The following is a 17,365-nucleotide window of genomic DNA, read 5'->3' as shown; positions in this document are numbered from 1 at the left end:
GGTCAGGCCTGGGCGGCGATGAGGGACCGGTACCAGTGGTAGGAGGCCTTGGGGGTGCGGTCCCGGGTCTCGCCGTCCACGTGGACGAGGCCGAAGCGCTGGTGGAAGCCCTCGGCCCACTCGAAGTTGTCGAGCAGGCTCCACACGAGGTAGCCGCGGACGTCGGCGCCCTGGTCGACGGCGTCGGCGACGGCGCGCACGTGGGCGTCGAGGTAGTCGATGCGCTGCCGGTCGTCGACGGCGCCGTCGGGGCCGGGGGCGACGTCGTAGGAGCAGCCGTTCTCGGTGACCCACAAGGGGGGCAGGGCGTCGCCGTAGTCGCGGGTGAGGTCGACGAGGGTCTGGGTGAGGCCCGAGGGGATGACGGGCCAGCCGAAGTCGGTGGTCGGGGCGTGGTCGAACTCGGCGATGTCGAAGGGGAACACCGTCTCGGGGGACGGGGCGGCGAGGCGGGTGGGGTTGTAGTAGTTGACGCCGAGGCCGTCGAGGGGCTGGGCGACGGCCTCCAGGTCGCCGTCCCGGACGAAGGGCAGGGCGGACGGGTCTTCGGCGGTGTCGCCGAGGCCGAAGGCGGACAGGTCGGGGTAGCGGCCCAGGAGCACGGGGTCGGTGAAGACGCCGCGGTGGAGCGCGTCGTAGGCGTCGGCGGCGGCGAGGTCGGACTCGTTGCCGCTGAAGGGGACCGCGGGGGTGTAGCTGTTGGTGAGCATGACGTGCGGGGCGCCGGCGGCGCGGAGGGCCGCGGTGGCGAGGCCGTGGCCGAGCAGCTGGTGGTGGGCGGCGGGGAGGGCGTCGAGGAGGAGGGTGCGGCCGGGGGCGTGCTGCCCGAGCGCGTAGCCGAGGGCCATGTGCTCGAACGGCTCGTTCAGGGTGATCCAGTGGCGCACGCGGTCGCCGAGGCGGTCGGCGGCGAGGCGGGCGTACTCGGCGAAGCGGTGGGCGGTGTCGCGGTCGAGCCAGCCGCCGGGGGCGCCCGCGTCGTTGTCCTCGAGCGCCTGCGGGAGGTCCCAGTGGAAGAGGGTGGCCATGGGGGCGACGCCGGCGTCGAGGAGGGCGTCGACGAGCCGGTCGTAGAAGTCGAGGCCGGCCTCGTTGGCGGGGCCGGAGCCGGTGGGCTGGACGCGGGGCCAGCTGATGGAGAAGCGGTAGACGTCGATGCCGAGGTCCCTCATGAGGGCGACGTCCTCGGGGTAGCGGTGGTAGTGGTCGCAGGCGGTGCGGGCGGTGTGGCCGTCGCGGATCTTCCCCGGCGTGTCCGTGAAGGCGTCCCATACGGACGGACCCCGGCCGCCCTCGGTCGCAGCGCCTTCGATCTGGAAGGCCGATGTGGCGACCCCCCAGGCGAATCCGTCGGGCAGTCGCGACAGTGCGGCCACGGGAACCTCCGAGCGTGACGTGGATAACCTTCGTGAAGATACCATCCGTGCACCGCGCGTTAACCTCTGCGCGGCCTCGTGCCGCTCCCCCGCGGCCCGCACCGCGCGGGGCGAGGCGCCGAGCTCGCGGCGGCAGGCCTTGTTGAACGCCTGGAGGTCGGGGACGCCCACGGCCGCGGCGACGGCCGCGATCGACAGCGTCGAGTGCACCAGGAGGTGGCGGGCGCGCTCCAAGCGGCGGCGGCGGAGGTACGCGACCACGGTGGCGCCGGTCGCGGCGTGGAACAGGCGCGTCAGGTGGTTGTGCGACAGCCCGACCGCCGCGGCGATGTCCGGGACGGTGAGCGGCCGCGGCAGGTTCGCCTCGATGTGGGCCAGCGCGGCCGCGACGGCCGGGTGGGTGCCCTCGCGCGCGGGCGCCTCCCGGGGCGGCAGCTCGGTGAGCCGCCACAGGACGGTCCAGACCTCGGCGGCGGCCCTGGCGGGGGCCGCGGGGGCGGCGGCGACGGCGCGCCGCAGGGCCTCGGCGAGCGCGGGCGCGGCCGGCCCGGCGTCCTGCATGAGCGGGACGGTGTGCGCCGCGCCGGCCGCTTCGAGCCTGAAGTGGACGTAGAGGTGCTCGGAGGGGCCCCGGTAGCGGAAGCGGGCCTCGGTGTCGGGCGGGATGAGGCTGACGCGGCCGGGCCGGATCCGGTGGACCGCGCCGCCGACGACGAGTTCGGCCTCGTAGTCGTACAGGTGCAGCTGCCACAGGTCGGGCAGGCGGAAGACCTCCTCGCGCACGCCGCGGCCGTGCAGGCCGATGCCCGCCTGGGCGGGCGCGGGGGCCGCTTCGAGATGGAGTCGCACGTGATGCATGGTGAGAACAGACCACTTGTCGGTGATTCGGGCCAATGACAGCAACGAGATTAGTTCCTATGGTCGGTGCATGGCAACCACTGAACATCTGCTGACTTCGGTCGAGATGGCGCGGTTCGTCGCCTCCGGGTTCCACCGGATGGACGCCGTCGTGCCGCCCGACCTCAACGAGCGGGCCCTCGCCGAGTTCGAGGGACCACTCCCCCGCGTCGCGTACGGGACGCCGGTGGCGAAGGCCTTCCCCGAGGGCTCGTTCGCGCGGGCGCTCCTGGAGGTCCCGGCCGTGGCCGGGGCGCTCCGGAGCCTCGTGGGGCCCGACCCCGAGGTCGACCACCACTTCGTCCACGTCCGCGAGCCGCACGAAGGCTCGGCGCAGCCGCTCCACGCCGACGCGATCATCGACACCCGCGCCGACGCCTTCGACGTGCAGCTCATGTACTACCCGCACGAGGTCACCGGCGACATGGGCGGGACCCTGTCGGTGCCCGGCAGCCACCTGCGGCGCACCAACGAGAGCGACACCGGCCGGTACCAGAACCTGCGCGGGCAGAGCCGCCTGACCTGCCCGGCGGGCACGGTCGTGCTGCTGCACCACGGGATCTGGCACGGCGGGCGGCGCAACGACTCGGGGACGCGCCGGTACATGTACAAGATCCGGTTCAACCCGACCGTCCCGCAGGTGCGGACCTGGGACGCGGCCGACCTCGACGACCCGGCGGTGGCCGCCGAGCTCTCGCGCCAGTTCCCCTGGTACGAGACGGCGACCGGCCGCCTCGAGGTCTACAACCGCGTGCGGCTCTGGCGGGCGCTGACCGGGAACGCCGCCTTCGACATCGACCACTGGGCGACGCGCGTCGCCAACCGCCCCGGGAGGAGCGCATGAAGCAGCAGGTCCTCGTCCTCTACCTGAACACGTCGGCGCTGGACGCGGACGTGGTGGGCTGGGCGTTCTACGACGGCACCGGCCGGACGAGCCCGACCACCGGCGACGGCGACGTGCCGCCGTACGGCACGGGCGCCGAGGCGCTGCGGGACGGCTGGCGGCTCTTCCAGGCCTCGCAGCTCGTCCCGCCCTACCCGGGGCACGAGTACGACACGTCGTTCCTCAAGCACGAGTTCTGGTTCGAGAAGCTCGTCTAGGCCCTGCTCCGGCGGGCCCGGGCCGGTCCACCCAGTCCGGGTCCGCGCGGTCCGGAGCAGGCGCTCGCGCCGGTGGGCGTCGCGGACTGACCCCGGGTGGACCGGCCCGGCCGCGCGGGGTCGCCGCGCGGCCGGGCCGGTCCTTCTGGGAGGCAAGGTCAGGACAGGTAGGGGCCGTCGTCGCCGACCTGGCCGGGGGCGGGCGTCAGGGCGGTGTCGAGGACCCATACGGCCATGTCGCCCCGACCTGAGACCGAGGCGGTCAGGGTGCCGCCGGTGACCGTCTGCGTCGCGCCGGTGACGGCGTCGGTGTAGGTGCCGTCGGGGATGCCGCTGAACGTCGCCGATCCGGTGATCGCGACCAGGGCGAAGCTGTCGGTCGCGTCGTCGGTGTAGCGGCGCTTGAAGGCGATGCCTCCGCTGACGCCCTCGGTGGAGTACTGGCCCATGGACAGGGCCGGGACGGCGCGGCGGATCTCGTTGAGGCGCTGGAGGTGCTGGACCAGCGGCTGGTCCAGCGTGGCGGCGACGGCACCGGAGGCCGAGTCGACGCGGCCGAAGTCGCTCACCGCCAGGGCGCCCTCGAGGTGGTCGCCGAAGTAGGCGCGGCCGGTCTCGGCGAGCGGGCAGGTCGGCCCGCAGTCGATCCGAACGCCGGCCTGGAACTCGATCTCCGATCCATAGTAGAGGGTGGGGACGCCGCGGAAGGTCCACATGAGGTTCATGTTCTCGGCCCAGGCGTCGGTGCCGCCCGCGTAGCGGGTGCTGGACTTGTTGGGGCCGTAGTCGTGGGAGTCGACGTAGACGGCGTTGTAGGTCGCGTCGTTGACCCAGGCGTCGGAGTCCTTGCCGTTGAAGAACGCGTTCGAGGCCTCCCCGAAGTTCATGTGCATGCGCATGTCGATGATGTTCATGCCGGAGAACCGCGAGTGGTCCGGCTCGTGGTACTCGTTGCCGTCCAGGAAGGCGTTGTCGCTGGTGGGCTGGTTCTCGGTGCCCTGGGAGTTCTCCCACGCGTACTGCTCGAGCGCGGCGGCGGCGTCGTCCTGCGCGTACTCGCGGCGCTCCTGCCAGGTGTAGAACTGGGCGGAGTGGTTGACCGAGCCGCGGTTCCAGCGGTCGTGGACGAACGCGGCGACCTCGCCGAAGATGTAGAAGTCCTCGGCCTTCTCCTCCCCGTACTTGGCGACGAGGTGCTCCTCGAGGGCGGGCAGGAAGACCCGGTTCCAGGTGACGCGGGGGATGTGGACGGCCGTGTCCACGCGGAAGCCGTCGACGCCCATGTCGATGAACCGCTCGTAGGCGCCGAGCAGGTACTCCTGCACCGCCTCGTCCTCGGTGTTGAAGTCGGCGAGGTCCTCGTGGATCCAGCAGGAGCGGGCGTCCTCGCCCTCCCAGTTGCCGATCCAGCACTGGTGGTAGTTCGCGGCGGAGAACATGCCGGTGGTCGGGTTGGGCCACTGGCAGTGGTAGACCTTCCAGCCCTCGGCGCTGTGGTCGCCGGTGAACTGGCCCCAGTTGCGGCAGGTGTTGCCCGCGGGCTCCTCGGTGGACCACAGGTCGCCGTTGTAGTGCGAGCGGCCCGAGTTCGGCTCGACGGCGAGGCCGTCGTAGGCGAAGTCGGGGTTGTGCGTGTCGTAGAAGTCGCCCCACTGGTCGTCCTGGACGCCGTAGACGGTGGGCGTCTCCAGGCCGACCGCGCCCCACCGGGAGGAGTGGTTGAAGACGACGTCCTGGTAGATCTTCATGCCCTTGGCGTGAGCGGTGTCGATGAGGTCCTGGTAGGAGGCGCCCTCGGATTCGAGGCGGGCGTCGATCTCGTAGAAGTCGTACCCGTGGTAGCCGTGGTAGTCGTAGTCGGAGCGGTTGAGGACCACGGGGGTGATCCACACGGCGGAGAACCCGAGGGCCTTGATGTAGTCGAGTCGCTCGATGAGGCCGGAGAAGTCGCCGCGGAACATGGGGTCGTCGTATCCGGCGTTGCCGGAGGCCTCGTGCTTGGCGCCGCCGCGGTCGTTGGACGCGTCGCCGTCGTAGAAGCGGGCGGTCATGACGAAGTAGATGGGGTCTTGGCGGGGGTCGCCGCCGAGCATCTCGCCGGTGGTGGGCGCCTCGGGCTCGGGTTCGGGGTCGGGCGGTTCGGTGGCGGCGCAGGGGTCGCCGGAGCCGATCCGCCCGCCGGAGACGGTGATGTCCCCCGAGCCGATCCGGTAGTTCGCGCCGCGGTTGTTGTCCCAGGTGCCGGCGCCGTCGTTGAACACGATCTGCGCGCCGGTCGCGGTGCCGAGGTCGACGGTGTACGAGTGCCAGCCGGTGCAGGCGGGGGCCATGGCGACGCCGGGGACGGCGGTCCAGGAGCCGCCGTCGGGCGCGTAGTGGAGGTTGACGGCGGCCCAGTCGGCGGGGGCCCGGTAGTGAACGGTGGCCGTGGCGGCCGAAGCGGCCGAGGCGGGGCTGGTCAGCAGTGTTATGAGCATGGCGGCGAGGGCGAAGAGGGTGGCGAGCGGTCGGTGTCGCCGGGAGCGGCCGCGCAGTTCGCGTGTCATGTCGAACTCCTGTGGGCATGATCGTCGGTGAAGATGCTTCTTGCCATTCCCAGATGTTTTCTTGCAGTTCTTGCAAGAACTGACCGAACTTTAGCACAGGATTTTCTATATAGCCATGTATTGATATGTGGTCGAGGCGGGGGTACGACGACGACCGCCCGGCCCCTGGCGGGGGCCGGGCGGCGTTGATCGTCGCGCGCTAGTGGGACATGACGGCCTCGCCGGTCGGCGTGTCCGGCTTCCTGACCAGGAACGAGGCGGCCACGGACACCAGGGCCATGCCCGCGCCCCACAGGAACGCCTGGTGGATGCCCGCGGCCTCGGCGGCGATCCGGTCGGACCCGCCCTCGAGGCTCGCGGCGGCGCCGGTGGTCATCAGCGTGATGAACAGGGCGGTGCCCGCGGCCCCGGCGACCTGCTGGAGCGTGCTGACGATGGCGCTGCCGTGCGAGTACAGCTCCGGGCTCAGCGAACCGAGCGAGGAGGTCATGAGCGGGGTCATGAGCAGGCTCATGCTGAGGCTCATGGCGACGTGGATGACCACGACGAACCACGTCGGGCTGTCCTGGTCGAGCATCGTCATGAGGCCGAGCGCGCTCGCCACGCCGAACGCGCCCGGGATGACCAGGGGCCGGGGGCCGAAGCGGTCGAAGAGGCGCCCGACGACCGGGCCGGTGAGCCCCATCGCGAGGCCGCCGGGCAGGACCACCAGGCCGGTCTCCAGCGTGGTCAGCCCGAGCACGTTCTGAAGGTAGATCGGCAGCAGGATGAGCGAGCCGAACAGGGCCGCCATCGTCACCAGCAGCATGATCACGCCGACGGTGAAGGGGCGGCTGCGGAAGGCCCGCAGGTCCATCAGCGGCGAGCCGGTGCGCTGGAGCCGCAGCTGGCGGAGGACGAACAGGGCCAGCGAGAGGGCGCCGGCGCCGACCGCCGCGAGGGGCGGGACGGGCGTGTGCGCCCCGGCCGCGGACTCGCCGAAGCTGGAGAGGCCGTAGATGAGGCCGCCGAAGGCGACCGCGGAGAGCAGCGCCGACAGCAGGTCGAACTTGACCTGGCGGGGTTCGGCGAGGTTCTTGATGAGGACCGCGCCCAGGACCAGGCCGACCGCGGCGATCGGCAGCACGGCGATGAACATGAAGCGCCAGTTGAGCTGCGAGAGGATGAACCCGGAGAAGGTCGGGCCGAGCGCGGGGGCGACGGCGATGACGATCGTGATGAGCCCGATGGTGCGCCCGCGCCGGTCGGCGGGGATGAAGGTCATGACGGTGGTCATCAGGAGCGGCAGCATGACCGCGGTGCCGCTGGCCTGGATGACGCGGGCGGCGACGAGCACCGGGAAGACCGGGGCGGCCGCGGCCAGGACGGTGCCGGCGGTGAACAGGCCCAGCGAGGCGATGAAGACCGTCCGGGTGGTGAACCGCTGGAGGACGAGCCCGGTCATGGGGATGACCACGGCCATGGTCAGCATGAACGCGGTGGTCAGCCACTGGACGGTGGCCGCGGAGAGGCTGAACTCCTCCATCAGGGGCGGCAGGGCCACGCCCATCACGGTCTCGTTGAGGATCATGACGAACGCGGCGACGAGCAGCACGCCGAGCACGAGCTTGATCTGGCGCGGGACGGGCCCGGCCGGACCGGCCGGCGCGGCCGGGACGGGCTCGGGGGCCGCGTCGGGCGCCTCGGGGGTGTCGGGTGGTCGCTGGTCAACGGTCATGGGGAGGTTCCTTCGATGGTGGTGTTCCTGGACGGCGCCGAACCCGCCCAGTGCCCGGGTGTGGGGCGGGCGGGTCTTCCGTAAGTGTCAGCGACTGTCAATCATTGCAGTTGCTACCATCCGGTTATGGCCGCCGCTGGGAGTTTGCGAGAAGTGTCACGTCGGGCCGTGCAGTCGCGGATCGCACGGACCGCCGAGTCCCTGTTCGTGGCGAAGGGCTTCGAGGAGACGACGGTCGACGAGATCGCCGCGGCGGTCGGCATGTCGCAGCGCAGTTTCTTCCGGTACTTCGCCTCCAAGGATGAGGTGGTGCTCGACAGCCTGGCCCGGTTGGGCGAGGACATGGCCGAGCGGCTCACGGAGCGCCCCCGCGACGAACCGGAGTGGGACTCGCTGCGCCGCTCGTTCGATCCGATCGTAGAGCGCTACACCGACCCCGGTCACCGCGAGCACGACGCCGCGCTCCAGCGGATCGTCGAGTGCAGCCCGCGGCTGTTCGCCGCCTACCTGGGCAGGCTCGACCGGCTCCAGCGGACGCTGGCCGACCGGCTGGTGGCCCGCGCGGCGGACCGCACCGGATGCGAGCCGGACGCGCTGCTGCTGCGCGCGACCGTGGGCGGGGCGTTCGCGTGCCTGCACGCGACGATGCTTCACGCCGTGGCCGACCCGGAGGCGTTCGCGCGCTGCCTGGACCGGACGATGGCGGCGCTGCGCCCCGCCGCGGCCTGAGCCGCGCCCGATCAGGCCGGCCGCGCGGCGCTCCCCCCGGGGCGCCCGTTCCCGGCCGTTGCCCGGAAGTCGGGGGCCGTTCCGTAGGAGGATCCACAGTGCGTCGTGCGCCGCCCGCGCGCCCGAGGAGAGTGGAGCGCCCATGGAGCAGGCCCCGGCCGCCGGACCCCTGGAGCGGCTCGCGAGCACCCGCGGGTACCTGCGGGTGCTCGGTCTCTCCGCGCTCGTCGGCGTGCCCGTCTCGCTGGCGGCCTTCGCGTTCCTCGCGCTGCTGCACTGGCTGACCCACCAGGTGTGGGAGGGGCTGCCGTCGCGGTGGGGCCTGGACCCGGTCCCCTGGTGGTGGCCCGCGCCGTGGCTGCTGGTCGGCGGCGTCGTCGTCGCCGCGGCGATCACGCGGCTGCCGGGCGGGGGCGGGCACGTCCCGGTCCGGGGCCTGGGCGCCGACGCGGTCGCGCCCTCCCATCTGCCGGGGGTGCTGCTCGCCGCCGTGGGCGGCCTGCCGCTGGGGGTGGTGCTCGGGCCCGAGGCGCCGCTGATGGCGATCGGGGCCGGGCTGGCGGTCCTCCTGTCGCGGTGCTGGGGCCCCGCGGAGGGCACGCCCGAGAGCGGGGTGCTCGGGGTCTCGGGGTCGGCCGCCGCGGTCGCGGTGATCTTCGGCAGTCCCCTGGTCGCGGCCGTGTTCATCCTCGAAGCGGTCGGGTTCTCCGGTCCGAGGCCGACGCGGGTCGTGCTGCCGTGCCTGCTGTCGGCGGGCGTGGGCGCCCTGGTGTTCACCGGGCTCGGCGCCTGGACGGGCCTGCCGGTCGCCTCCCTGGCGCTGCCGGGACTCGAGGGCCCGGACCGGCCCGACGCCCCCGATCTTTTGTGGACGGTCCCTGCGGCGGCGCTCGTCGCGGCGGGCGCGGGCCTGGTCCACCGGCTCGGGCGCCGTCTCGAGCCGCTCGCCGCCGCGCGCCCGGCGCCGCTGGCCATGGCCGCGGTCGCGGTCACGGCCGTCTGCGCCGCCGCGTACGCGCTGCTGACGGGGCGCAGCCCGGTCGAGGTGCTCCTGTCGGGCCAGGACACGCTGGGAGTCCTCACGGCGGGGGCGGCGGCGCCCGCCGCGTGGGCGCTGGTGGCGCTCCTGGTCCTCAAGGGCCTGGCGTACGCGGTCTCGCTGGCCGCGCTGCGCGGCGGGCCGATCTTCCCGGCGCTGTTCCTGGGCGCGGCCTTCGGCGTCCTGCTCGGCGGCCTGCCGGGGTACGGGGCGGGCCCGGCGATGGCCGCGGGCATGGCCGCGGCGACCGCCGCGGTCCTGCCGCTGCCGGTCTCGGCGGCCGTGCTGGTCACGCTGCTGCTGGGGTCGGACGCCGCGGCGACGGCCCCGATCGTCCTCGTCGCGGTCGTGGTCGCGTTCGTGACCGCGCGGCTCGTCGACCGGCCGCGTGCCGCCGAGGGGTGATCGGCGGCCGCCGGGCCCGCGCCGCATTAGGCTCAGGGCGACGACGGACACCATGGAGGTGCGCATGGCCCTGCGGTCGCGGCTGGCGGCGGTGCGCCATCCGCTCATGTGCGCCGCGCTCGTCGCCGCCTACGCGGCGGTCCCGGTGCGGGCGGAGGGCGGCGTGCTCCCGCTGGTGCTGGGGTGGGCGCTGGCCCTGGTGCTGATCGGGGTGGTCGCCCTGGTGATCGGCCGCCAGACGGTGCGGCAGCTGCGCGACCCCGACGCGCCGCTGGGCGAACTGGTCGTCGGCGTCGTCGCCGGGCTCCTGCTGTTCGCGCTCGTCGACTACGCCGTCGCGGTGCACCGGCCCGGCGAGTTCACCGGCCTGGACACGCGGATCGACGCCCTCTACTTCGCGTTGAGCACCCTGTTGACCGTAGGGTTCGGCGACGTCTCGGCGCAGGGGCAGATCGCCCGGGCGGTGCTGTGCGCGCAGATGGCCTTCAACTTCACCGCGCTCGCCGGAGCGGCCTCGCTCGTGGCCCGCAGGGTCGCCTCGCGCGCAGCCAGGTCGGCCCGCCGGCGCGACCCGGCGTGACCCGGCGGCAGGCACGCTGTGCCTGCCGCCGGGGCGTCATTCGGCTGCGTCACTCGGCTGCGGCGCCGACCCGCGCGAGAGGTCGGCGCGCCGCCCGGGGCGCCGCGAGGAGGACGGCCGCGAGCACGAGCGCCGCGCCGACCAGGACCGGGCCGCGTGGACCGTACGCGTCGAGCCCGATCCCGGCGAGGACGGGGCCGAGCATCGCGCCGACGTTGAGCGCGGCGGTCGCGTAGGCCCCGCCCATCGTCGGCGCGCCCTCGGCGGCGGCCATGGCGCGCCCGATGAGCGTGGCGCCCACCGCGAACGAGAGCGCCCCTTGCGTGAACGCGAGCGCGTACAGGGCGGCGGGCCAGGCCGCGGCGGACGCGAGCAGGACCCAGCCCAGGAGCAGCAGCGGCGCGCCCGCGGCCAGGAGCGCCCGCCAGTGCCGGTCGGCGAGCCGCCCGGCCGTCCGCACCCCGGCGAACGCGCCGGCGCCGAACAGTGCCAGCACGATCGGGACCGAGGACGCCCCGAGCCCGGCGGGCCCGGTGGCGAGGGGCGCGAGGAAGGTGAACGCGCCGAACGTCGCGCCGTTCACCAGGACGCCGAGGGCCAGGACGAGCCGGAGCCCGGGCCGGGCGAGGACCCGCAGTTCGGCCCGCAGCACCGGCCGCGGGCCGCCGTCCCCGACGCGGGCGGGGACGGCGGCGAGCACGGCGGCCAGGGCCGGGGCGGCGGCGATCGCGACGGCCCACAGCGCCGCGCGCCAGCCGAGGGCGTCGCCGAGCAGCGCCCCGGCGGGGGCCCCGGCGACGAGCGCGAGCGTGGTCCCGCCCAGCACCGCGGCGAGCGCCCGCGCCCGCGACTGCGGCGGGACGAGGGCGGCGACGGTGGACAGGGCGAGGGCCAGGAAGCCCGCGTTCGCCGCGGCCGCGATCGCGCGGGTGGCGAGCAGCAGCCCGAAGTCGCCGGTGAGGGCGCCGACGACGTGCGCGGCGATGAACAGGCCGAGGAAACCCGCGAGGGCCGCGCGGGGCGGCCAGCGGCGGCCGAGCGCGGCCATGGCCGGCGCGCCGGCCACCATGCCGGCGGCGAACGCCGAGGTGAGCAGGCCCGCCTGGGCGACGGTGACGCCGAGTTCGGCGGCGATGCCGGGCAGCAGCCCGGCGAGCATGAACTCCGAGCAGCCCTGCGCGAAGACGGCGACGGCGAGCATGTGGAGGAGGAACGGCATGGAAAGGACTCCGAAGCGTGGAAGGAACGGGCGGGCGCATGGGTCGCCGGTGCTTCGGACGCGCGGAGGGCGGCCCTGCCGTTCACTGGGCAGGGCGGTGTGCCCGGGGGACCCGGGACCGGGTCGGCGGGCGGCGTCGCGGGCTACCGGCGGACCGGCAGCCCCCGTCTGGACGCTTCGGGAGCGGACATGGGCGGGAACCTATCACGCGGCGCGGCGGCGGCGCACCGCGTTTTCGGCGCCGTCAGCCGGCGGCCTCCATCAGGACCGCGTAGAGGGTGAGGCCGGGGCCGAAGGCCAGGGCCACGAGCGGGCCCGGCGGCAGGCCGCGGTCCATGAGCTCGCGCAGGACCAGCAGCACCGTGGCCGAGGAGCAGTTGCCGTGCTCGGCGAGCACCCGCCGCGAGACCTCCAGCGCGGCGGGGTCGAGGTCGAGGCCCTCCTGGATCGCGTCGACCACGCGGGGCCCGCCGGGGTGGACGGCCCACGAGCGCACGTCGGACGGGTCGAGGCCGTGCCGGGCCAGGAGGTCCTTCACCATGGGCCCCACGTGCTCGGCGAGCGCGTCGGGCACCTGCGGGGACAGTCCCATCCGGAAGCCCAGGTCGGTGACGCGCCAGGTCATGTACTCGGTCCTGGCGGTGTCGGTGCGGGCGGCGACGTCCACGACCCGCAGGCCCGGGGCGCCGTCGCCGGGGCGCACGACGACCGCGGCGGCGGCGTCGCTGAACAGCGCGTGGGTGACCGCCTGCTCGATGTCGGTCGAGCCCGGCTGGAGGTGCAGCGAGGTCAGCTCGAGGCACAGGAGCACGGCGGGCCGGTCGTTGGCCGCGACGTACTCGCTCACGGCGCCGAGCGCGGGCAGCGCCGCGTGGCAGCCCATGTGGCCCACCAGGAGGCGGCGCGCGTCGGGGCGCAGCGGGAGCGCGGCGGCCAGTTCGATGTCGGTGCCGGGCGTGCCGTAGCCGGTGCACGTGGCGACGGCGAGCAGCCCGATCTCGTCGGCCGCGGTGCCGGCCTCGGCCAGGGCCGTGCGGACGGCCCGCAGGCCCAGGGCGGGGGCCCGGTCGGCGTAGCGGCGCATGCGCGCCTCGGTGGACCAGGCGGCGACGTCGGCGAACTCGTAGGGGGCCGTGGCCGAGTGGCGGCGGTCGACGCCGGAGCCGTCGAACATGCGCTTGGCGATCCGGCTGCCGTTGAAGTGGGTGCGGAAGACGTTGTCCCACAGCCATTCCTGCGTGTACTCGGGCGGCAGGGCGGTGCCGAGCCCGGTGATGGCCGCGGTCACCACCGCGGCGTCCCGGTGTCGTGGTCGGGGTCGGCGCCGAGGGCGGCGGCGCCGAGCCAGTCGGCGCACACGTCGGAGGTCGCCGGTTGGAGCGCGCCGCAGCGGGCGTCGCGGTAGAGCCGCTCGAGCGGGTGGCCGCGGCGCGAGGCCGAGGTCCCGGCGGCCTCGAGCATCGAGGAGGCGACCTGGAAGGCCGTGTCCCCGGCGGTGAGCTTGGCGCGCCACACCCAGCGGTTGGTGTCGGGGGCGCCCGGGTCGGCGTCGACGCGGGCGGCCGCCTCGGCGACGACGAGTTCGGCGGCGGCGACGGCGGCCTCGGCGCGGCCCAGGCGGGCGCGCACCGGCGCGAGGCCGTCGAGGCCGCGGGAGCGGGCGTGGTCGGCCGCGGCGTCCACGGCGGCGCGCGCGACCCCGGCGTACACCGCCGAGTAGGAGGCGACCAGCCACTGCGGCATCGTCTCGGCGAGGACGAGCGCGAGGCCCTCGATGCCGCCCAGGAGCGCGTCGGCCCCCACTTCGGCGTCGAGGTGGAGGTCGTGGCTGCCGGTGGCGCGCATGCCGAGCGAGTCCCAGGTCTCCTCGACGCGGACGCCGTCGCCGGCGGGCACCAGGAAGTGCGAGACCTGCGGCTCCCCGTCGCCGTCGTCGTCGCGGGCGGTCACGAGGTAGGCGTCGGCGTGCCCGGCGCCGGAGACGAAGGCCTTGCTGCCGGTGATCCGGTAGCCGCCTTCGACGGCGCGGTAGCGGGTCTGGGTGCGCGAGAGGCGCGAGCCGCCGCCGCGCTCGCTCATGGCGACCGCGTAGAGGGCGCCGTCGGCGGCGGCCGCGAGCGCCTTGTCGCGGGCCTCGAAGGAGCTCTCGGGCGCGCCGAGCGAGCGGATGAGGTGGTCGGGGGTATGGGCGAGCGCGCCGGTGACCGAGGCGTGCATGTTGAAGATGAGCGCGGTCGAGCCCGCGCCGCGGGCCAGTTCCCGCGCCACGGCGGCGTACTGGGCGAAGGACGCGCCGAAGCCGCCGAGCCGGGCGGGGACCATCAGGCCCAGGAGCCCGGCCTCGCGCAGGTCGGCGAAGTCCGCCTCGGGGAACCGCCCCCGCTCGTCGTGGGCCGCGGCGCGGTCGGCGAAGCGCGGTGCGATCTCGCGGGCCGGCGCGAGCGCCGGATTGTCGTCGGGGCTGGTTCCGGTCGTCACGGGCGCACTCCTCCGGTCGGCGGTCCCGGCCGCGCGGCGGCCGTTCCGTGACCAGTGCCCTGGGGGTCCGCTTTGAAACCGGACCGGGGCACCGATCCCGCCGGTCTAGGAGAGCCCCGGGCCGGCGGCGACCCCAGTATGGAGGAGGAGCACGACGTCGACAAGGGCAACGAGCAGCACGGCGCGGAACGCGGCCCGGGAGCCGGGCCGGCGGCCCAGGAGCAGTCCGGCGGCGAGCACGGCCGCGGCGAAGGGCACGGCGGCGAGGCCGAGGGCCGAGGGCGGCCCGGGCGGGGCGAACGCCAGGAGCGCCGAGGCGGTCAGGACCAGGGCCGCGGCGGCGAGCACGGTCGGCCCCGGGCCCATGCGGTGCGGGAGGCCGCGGATGCCGGTGGCGGCGTCGTCGTCGAGGTCGGGCAGGACGTTGACGAAGTGGGCGGCGCTGCCGAGCGCGGCCGCGGCGGCCGTGAGCCAGAGCGGCGGCCAGGGGGCGCCGGGCCCGCCGAGCGAGACGATCGCCGGGAGCAGCCCGAAGGAGACCGCGAAGGGGACCACGGAGTACGCGGTGGCCTTGACGCCGAGGTCGTAGGCCCACGCAGAGGCGAGGGCGGCGAGGTGGGCGAGCGCGGCGGGGACGCCGGAGGCGAGCGTGAGGAGCACGGCGGCGGGCGCCGCCGCGGCGATGGCCGTGCTGACGATCGCGGGGTGGACCTCCCCCGCCGCCACCGGCTTCCCGGCGCGGCCGGTCGCGGCGTCGCGGGGCGCGTCGACGAGGTCGTTGAGCCAGCCGACGGAGAGCTGCCCGGCGAGGACGGCGGCCGCGAGGACGAGCACGCCGGGCAACGGGCGGCCCGCGGTGGCGGCGAGCCCGGCCGCGACGAGGGTGACCGCGAGCGCCGGGAGCGGATGGGACGCGAGGACGAGCGCCCTGGTCGTCTCGACTGCCCGTTTCATGTCCGCCAGTGTGCCATCCTGGCGGTATGCGCCGCCAGAACGAGTCTTCGCCCCGTCGGCCGGTTCCGGACGACCCCGAGTTCTACGAGCGGCACGCCGACGAGTGGTGGCGGCCCCGCGGGAAGTTCGCGATGCTCCACTGGCTCGCCGCCGCCCGGGCCTCGCTCATCCCCCGGGCCCCGCGCGAGGGGGCGGTCCTGGTCGACCTCGGCTGCGGCGCGGGCCTGCTGGCGCCGCACGTGGCGGGGCGGGGCTACCTGCACGTCGGGGTGGACCGGTCGCCGAGCGCGCTGCGGCAGGCGGCGGCGCACGGGGTCAGCGCCGTGCGCGGCGACGTGCTGGCCGTGCCGCTGGCCGACGGGTGCGCCGACGTGGTCGCGGCCGGGGAGATCCTGGAGCACGTGCCGGATCTGCGCGGCGCGGTGGCCGAGGCGTGCCGGGTCCTGCGGCCCGGCGGGCTGCTGGTGATCGACACGCTCGCGGCCACGGCGCTGTGCCGGTTCGTGGCGATCGACCTGGCCGAGCGGGTCCCGCACATCGCGCCGCGCGGCACGCACGACGCGGCGCGGCTGGTGGACCGGGGGGTGCTCAGGGACGCGTGCGCCCGGGAGGGCGTGGCGCTGACGCTGCGGGGCGTCCGGCCGTCCGTGCTCGACTTCGCGAAGTGGGCGGTCAAGCGCCGCTCGGGGGTGCGGATGGTGCCGGTGCCGACGACGGCGGTGCTGTTCCAGGCGTGGGGGCGCAAGCGGGGGTGAGACGGCCGCCGCCCCGGCGGCCGGCCGGGTGGGCCGGTCTCCGGGGCGGCGGTCGGGCTGCCGCGCCGCGCTAGTGGGCGGTGCGGTGGCCTCGTGAGGCGATGGCCTCGGCGACGCCGATGAGCAGGACCGAGGCGATGACGGCGACGACGAAGCCGAGGACGTTCAGCTCCCAGATGTCGCCGGTGCCGAGCAGGTTGGCGATCACGCCGCCGATCACCGAGCCGACGAGGCCCAGGAGGAGTGTGGCGATGATGCCGAGGTTCTGCTTGCCGGGCTTGATGAGGCGGGCGAGGGCGCCGATGATGAGGCCCGCGACGATGAAACCGATCATGGATGGACTCCTTGTCTGTGAGTGTGGTCGGTTGCGGATGGCGGTCAGTGCGCGACGCTCCGGGAGCGCCTGCCGAGCAGGGCGCCCAAGGCGATCATGCCGACGCCGAGCACGAGGTGCAGCCAGTTGTCGGCGTCGTTGAGCGGCACGAAGTTGGCGCTGGAGTCGAGGTCGATGATCAGGCCGTACAGCCACAGGACCAGGTAGATGGCCCCGCCCCAGAGCAGGTACATCACCGAGCCGGTCACCGAGCGGGCCGCCAGGAAGCCGACGACGCCGAACAGCAGGTGGACGAGGTTGTGCAGGATCGAGACCTGGAACAGGCCCAGCAGCTCCGCCTCGGAATGGTGGCCGGCGAAGCTCATCGAGTCGAAGTTCTGGGTGACCCCCGGGACGAACCCGAGGAGGCCCACCAGGAGGAACACCAGCGCGACGACCATCGTCACCGCTTGGACCGGTGTGCGTCCCCCTGTCGCGGATGCGTGCGTCTCTGCCATCTCAGCTCCCCTTTCCGGTCGGCGAGGTCGCCAGGGGTGTACCCCTCGCAGGGGGTTCCACACCTGGCGGTCTTCCGCCGCTCCTGCGGCGCAGGAGGATCACCTGCGGGCGGACGCGATGGCGGCGCGTTCGGCGGTCTTGTCGGCGGCGCGGTGGCGCCGGTAGGCCCGCCAGGCGCGGCGGCCGAGGGCCATGGCGACGGCGAGTGCGATGTTCCTGATGATCCAGTTCATGCGGAGGGTCCTTCCGTGTCCGGTTCCGGGCCGGTCTTCGATCGGGCCTGCGCGAGTCGGCACAGGCGGCGGAGCGTCTCGCGGTTGCGCGGGGCGATGAGCCTGGCCTGGAGCGGCGCGGGGAGCATCACGGCGGGCCCGCGCGAGGCCAGTTCGGTCATGCGGATCGTCGTCCGCCGGTCGTCGCCGGCGAGGTCGAAGCGGATGCGGGTCCGGCCGACCGGCCAGATGCGGGCCTCCAGGACCAGCAGGCGGGGCGGGTCGACGGCGAGCACCTGGGTGAAGTCCTCGATGACGAGGGGCCAGGGGCCGACGCTGTGGTGGATGCGGGAGCCCTCGGCGGGCCAGTCGGGGTCGGCGTCGCGGATGCGGGAGGCGCCCACGACCCAGGACGAGTAGTCCCAGCCGTCGGCCAGCACGTCGAAGACCGCTTCGGCGGGGACCGGGGCGTCGATCACGACCCCGGGGTCCGTTCCGGTCACCGTTCCCCCTCTTCGGCGCACC

Annotated in this window: 17 protein-coding genes and 1 pseudogene; 6 read left to right on the top strand and 12 right to left on the bottom strand. The window is 74.5% G+C overall.

The window, feature by feature from the left end; genetic code table 11:
* Positions 1-2: 2 nt before the first annotated feature.
* Both LO763_RS15855 and LO763_RS29905 read right to left on the bottom strand, forming a co-directional pair.
* Positions 3-1,421, bottom strand: a complete 1,419-nt coding sequence (locus tag LO763_RS15855) for a GH1 family beta-glucosidase (RefSeq protein ID WP_369432010.1) — start codon at positions 1,419-1,421, stop codon at positions 3-5.
* 60 nt (positions 1,422-1,481) lie between these two features.
* A pseudogene (locus LO763_RS29905) lies at positions 1,482-1,937 on the bottom strand (helix-turn-helix domain-containing protein); the annotation flags it as partial.
* 367 nt (positions 1,938-2,304) lie between these two features.
* Between LO763_RS29905 and LO763_RS15850 the strand changes: the two are divergent.
* Positions 2,305-3,117, top strand: a complete 813-nt coding sequence (locus tag LO763_RS15850) for a phytanoyl-CoA dioxygenase family protein (protein WP_230786040.1) — start codon at positions 2,305-2,307, stop codon at positions 3,115-3,117.
* Positions 3,114-3,374: a hypothetical protein gene (locus LO763_RS15845; RefSeq protein WP_230786039.1), complete on the top strand. Its 261-nt coding sequence runs from the start codon at positions 3,114-3,116 to the stop codon at positions 3,372-3,374. Before LO763_RS15850 ends, LO763_RS15845 begins: the two co-directional genes overlap by 4 nt.
* Positions 3,375-3,532: 158 nt before the next feature.
* Here the strand turns inward: LO763_RS15845 and LO763_RS15840 are convergent, their stop codons facing one another.
* Positions 3,533-5,851, bottom strand: coding sequence for an alpha-amylase family glycosyl hydrolase (locus LO763_RS15840; protein WP_369432009.1), 2,319 nt, complete (start codon positions 5,849-5,851; stop codon positions 3,533-3,535).
* 268 nt (positions 5,852-6,119) lie between these two features.
* The gene (locus LO763_RS15835) at positions 6,120-7,637 is read right to left on the bottom strand and encodes an MDR family MFS transporter (RefSeq protein WP_230786035.1); all 1,518 of its coding nucleotides are present in this window, start codon (positions 7,635-7,637) and stop codon (positions 6,120-6,122) included.
* Positions 7,638-7,805: 168 nt separating this feature from the next.
* Between LO763_RS15835 and LO763_RS15830 the strand changes: the two genes are divergently transcribed.
* From LO763_RS15830 to LO763_RS15820, 3 genes are all read left to right on the top strand, one after another.
* Positions 7,806-8,366, top strand: a complete 561-nt coding sequence (locus tag LO763_RS15830; RefSeq protein WP_230786034.1) for a TetR/AcrR family transcriptional regulator — start codon at positions 7,806-7,808, stop codon at positions 8,364-8,366.
* Between the two features lie 142 nt (positions 8,367-8,508).
* Complete coding sequence (locus LO763_RS15825) at positions 8,509-9,810, top strand: chloride channel protein (RefSeq protein ID WP_230786032.1); 1,302 nt, start codon at positions 8,509-8,511, stop codon at positions 9,808-9,810.
* Positions 9,811-9,874: 64 nt separating this feature from the next.
* Positions 9,875-10,390, top strand: coding sequence for a potassium channel family protein (locus LO763_RS15820; protein ID WP_230786030.1), 516 nt, complete (start codon positions 9,875-9,877; stop codon positions 10,388-10,390).
* A gap of 49 nt (positions 10,391-10,439) precedes the next feature.
* On the opposite strand, the gene LO763_RS15815 is transcribed toward LO763_RS15820, so the two are convergent.
* The 4 genes from LO763_RS15815 to LO763_RS15800 form a co-directional block, all read right to left on the bottom strand.
* A complete protein-coding gene (locus LO763_RS15815) occupies positions 10,440-11,609 on the bottom strand; it encodes a Cmx/CmrA family chloramphenicol efflux MFS transporter (RefSeq protein ID WP_230786028.1) in 1,170 nt (389 codons plus the stop codon).
* A gap of 244 nt (positions 11,610-11,853) precedes the next feature.
* A complete protein-coding gene (locus LO763_RS15810) occupies positions 11,854-12,900 on the bottom strand; it encodes a type III polyketide synthase (protein ID WP_369432003.1) in 1,047 nt (348 codons plus the stop codon).
* Positions 12,894-14,087, bottom strand: coding sequence for an acyl-CoA dehydrogenase family protein (locus tag LO763_RS29900; RefSeq protein WP_230786024.1), 1,194 nt, complete (start codon positions 14,085-14,087; stop codon positions 12,894-12,896). Before LO763_RS29900 ends, LO763_RS15810 begins: the two co-directional genes overlap by 7 nt.
* Positions 14,088-14,192: 105 nt before the next feature.
* A complete protein-coding gene (locus LO763_RS15800; RefSeq protein ID WP_230786022.1) occupies positions 14,193-15,041 on the bottom strand; it encodes a UbiA family prenyltransferase in 849 nt (282 codons plus the stop codon).
* A gap of 26 nt (positions 15,042-15,067) precedes the next feature.
* On the opposite strand from LO763_RS15800, the gene LO763_RS15795 reads away from it, so the two are divergent.
* Positions 15,068-15,796, top strand: coding sequence for a methyltransferase domain-containing protein (locus tag LO763_RS15795; protein WP_230786020.1), 729 nt, complete (start codon positions 15,068-15,070; stop codon positions 15,794-15,796).
* A 70-nt stretch (positions 15,797-15,866) separates the two neighbouring features.
* Here LO763_RS15795 and LO763_RS15790 read toward each other — a convergent pair whose 3' ends face one another.
* The 4 genes from LO763_RS15790 to LO763_RS15780 all read right to left on the bottom strand — a co-directional run bounded on the left by LO763_RS15790 (position 15,867) and on the right by LO763_RS15780 (position 17,343).
* Positions 15,867-16,130: a GlsB/YeaQ/YmgE family stress response membrane protein gene (locus LO763_RS15790; protein WP_230786018.1), complete on the bottom strand. Its 264-nt coding sequence runs from the start codon at positions 16,128-16,130 to the stop codon at positions 15,867-15,869.
* Positions 16,131-16,174: 44 nt separating this feature from the next.
* Complete coding sequence (locus LO763_RS15785; RefSeq protein WP_230786016.1) at positions 16,175-16,627, bottom strand: DUF4383 domain-containing protein; 453 nt, start codon at positions 16,625-16,627, stop codon at positions 16,175-16,177.
* Between the two features lie 99 nt (positions 16,628-16,726).
* Positions 16,727-16,861 (bottom strand): hypothetical protein, encoded by a 135-nt coding sequence (locus LO763_RS29020; protein ID WP_255672559.1) that lies wholly within the window; start codon positions 16,859-16,861, stop codon positions 16,727-16,729.
* A complete protein-coding gene (locus LO763_RS15780; RefSeq protein ID WP_230786014.1) occupies positions 16,858-17,343 on the bottom strand; it encodes an SRPBCC family protein in 486 nt (161 codons plus the stop codon). Before LO763_RS15780 ends, LO763_RS29020 begins: the two co-directional genes overlap by 4 nt.
* Between the last annotated feature and the right edge of the window lie 22 nt (positions 17,344-17,365).

The organism is Glycomyces amatae (assembly GCF_020991375.1).
Taxonomy (GTDB): Bacteria; Actinomycetota; Actinomycetes; order Mycobacteriales; family Micromonosporaceae; genus Glycomyces; species Glycomyces amatae.
The sequence above is the reverse complement of the archived record's forward strand: the minus strand, read 5'-3'. Positions and strand labels throughout refer to the sequence as shown.

Coding starts and splice junctions, on each gene's coding strand:
- LO763_RS15855 (WP_369432010.1), bottom strand. CDS start 1,421: ATGGTATCTTCACGAAGGTTATCCACGTCACGCTCGGAGGTTCCCGTG.
- LO763_RS15850 (WP_230786040.1), top strand. CDS start 2,305: ATGGCAACCACTGAACATCTGCTGACTTCGGTCGAGATGGCGCGGTTC.
- LO763_RS15845 (WP_230786039.1), top strand. CDS start 3,114: ATGAAGCAGCAGGTCCTCGTCCTCTACCTGAACACGTCGGCGCTGGAC.
- LO763_RS15840 (WP_369432009.1), bottom strand. CDS start 5,851: ATGCTCATAACACTGCTGACCAGCCCCGCCTCGGCCGCTTCGGCCGCC.
- LO763_RS15835 (WP_230786035.1), bottom strand. CDS start 7,637: ATGACCGTTGACCAGCGACCACCCGACACCCCCGAGGCGCCCGACGCG.
- LO763_RS15825 (WP_230786032.1), top strand. CDS start 8,509: ATGGAGCAGGCCCCGGCCGCCGGACCCCTGGAGCGGCTCGCGAGCACC.
- LO763_RS15820 (WP_230786030.1), top strand. CDS start 9,875: ATGGCCCTGCGGTCGCGGCTGGCGGCGGTGCGCCATCCGCTCATGTGC.
- LO763_RS15815 (WP_230786028.1), bottom strand. CDS start 11,609: ATGCCGTTCCTCCTCCACATGCTCGCCGTCGCCGTCTTCGCGCAGGGC.
- LO763_RS15800 (WP_230786022.1), bottom strand. CDS start 15,041: ATGAAACGGGCAGTCGAGACGACCAGGGCGCTCGTCCTCGCGTCCCAT.
- LO763_RS15795 (WP_230786020.1), top strand. CDS start 15,068: ATGCGCCGCCAGAACGAGTCTTCGCCCCGTCGGCCGGTTCCGGACGAC.
- LO763_RS15790 (WP_230786018.1), bottom strand. CDS start 16,130: ATGATCGGTTTCATCGTCGCGGGCCTCATCATCGGCGCCCTCGCCCGC.
- LO763_RS15785 (WP_230786016.1), bottom strand. CDS start 16,627: ATGGCAGAGACGCACGCATCCGCGACAGGGGGACGCACACCGGTCCAA.
- LO763_RS29020 (WP_255672559.1), bottom strand. CDS start 16,861: ATGAACTGGATCATCAGGAACATCGCACTCGCCGTCGCCATGGCCCTC.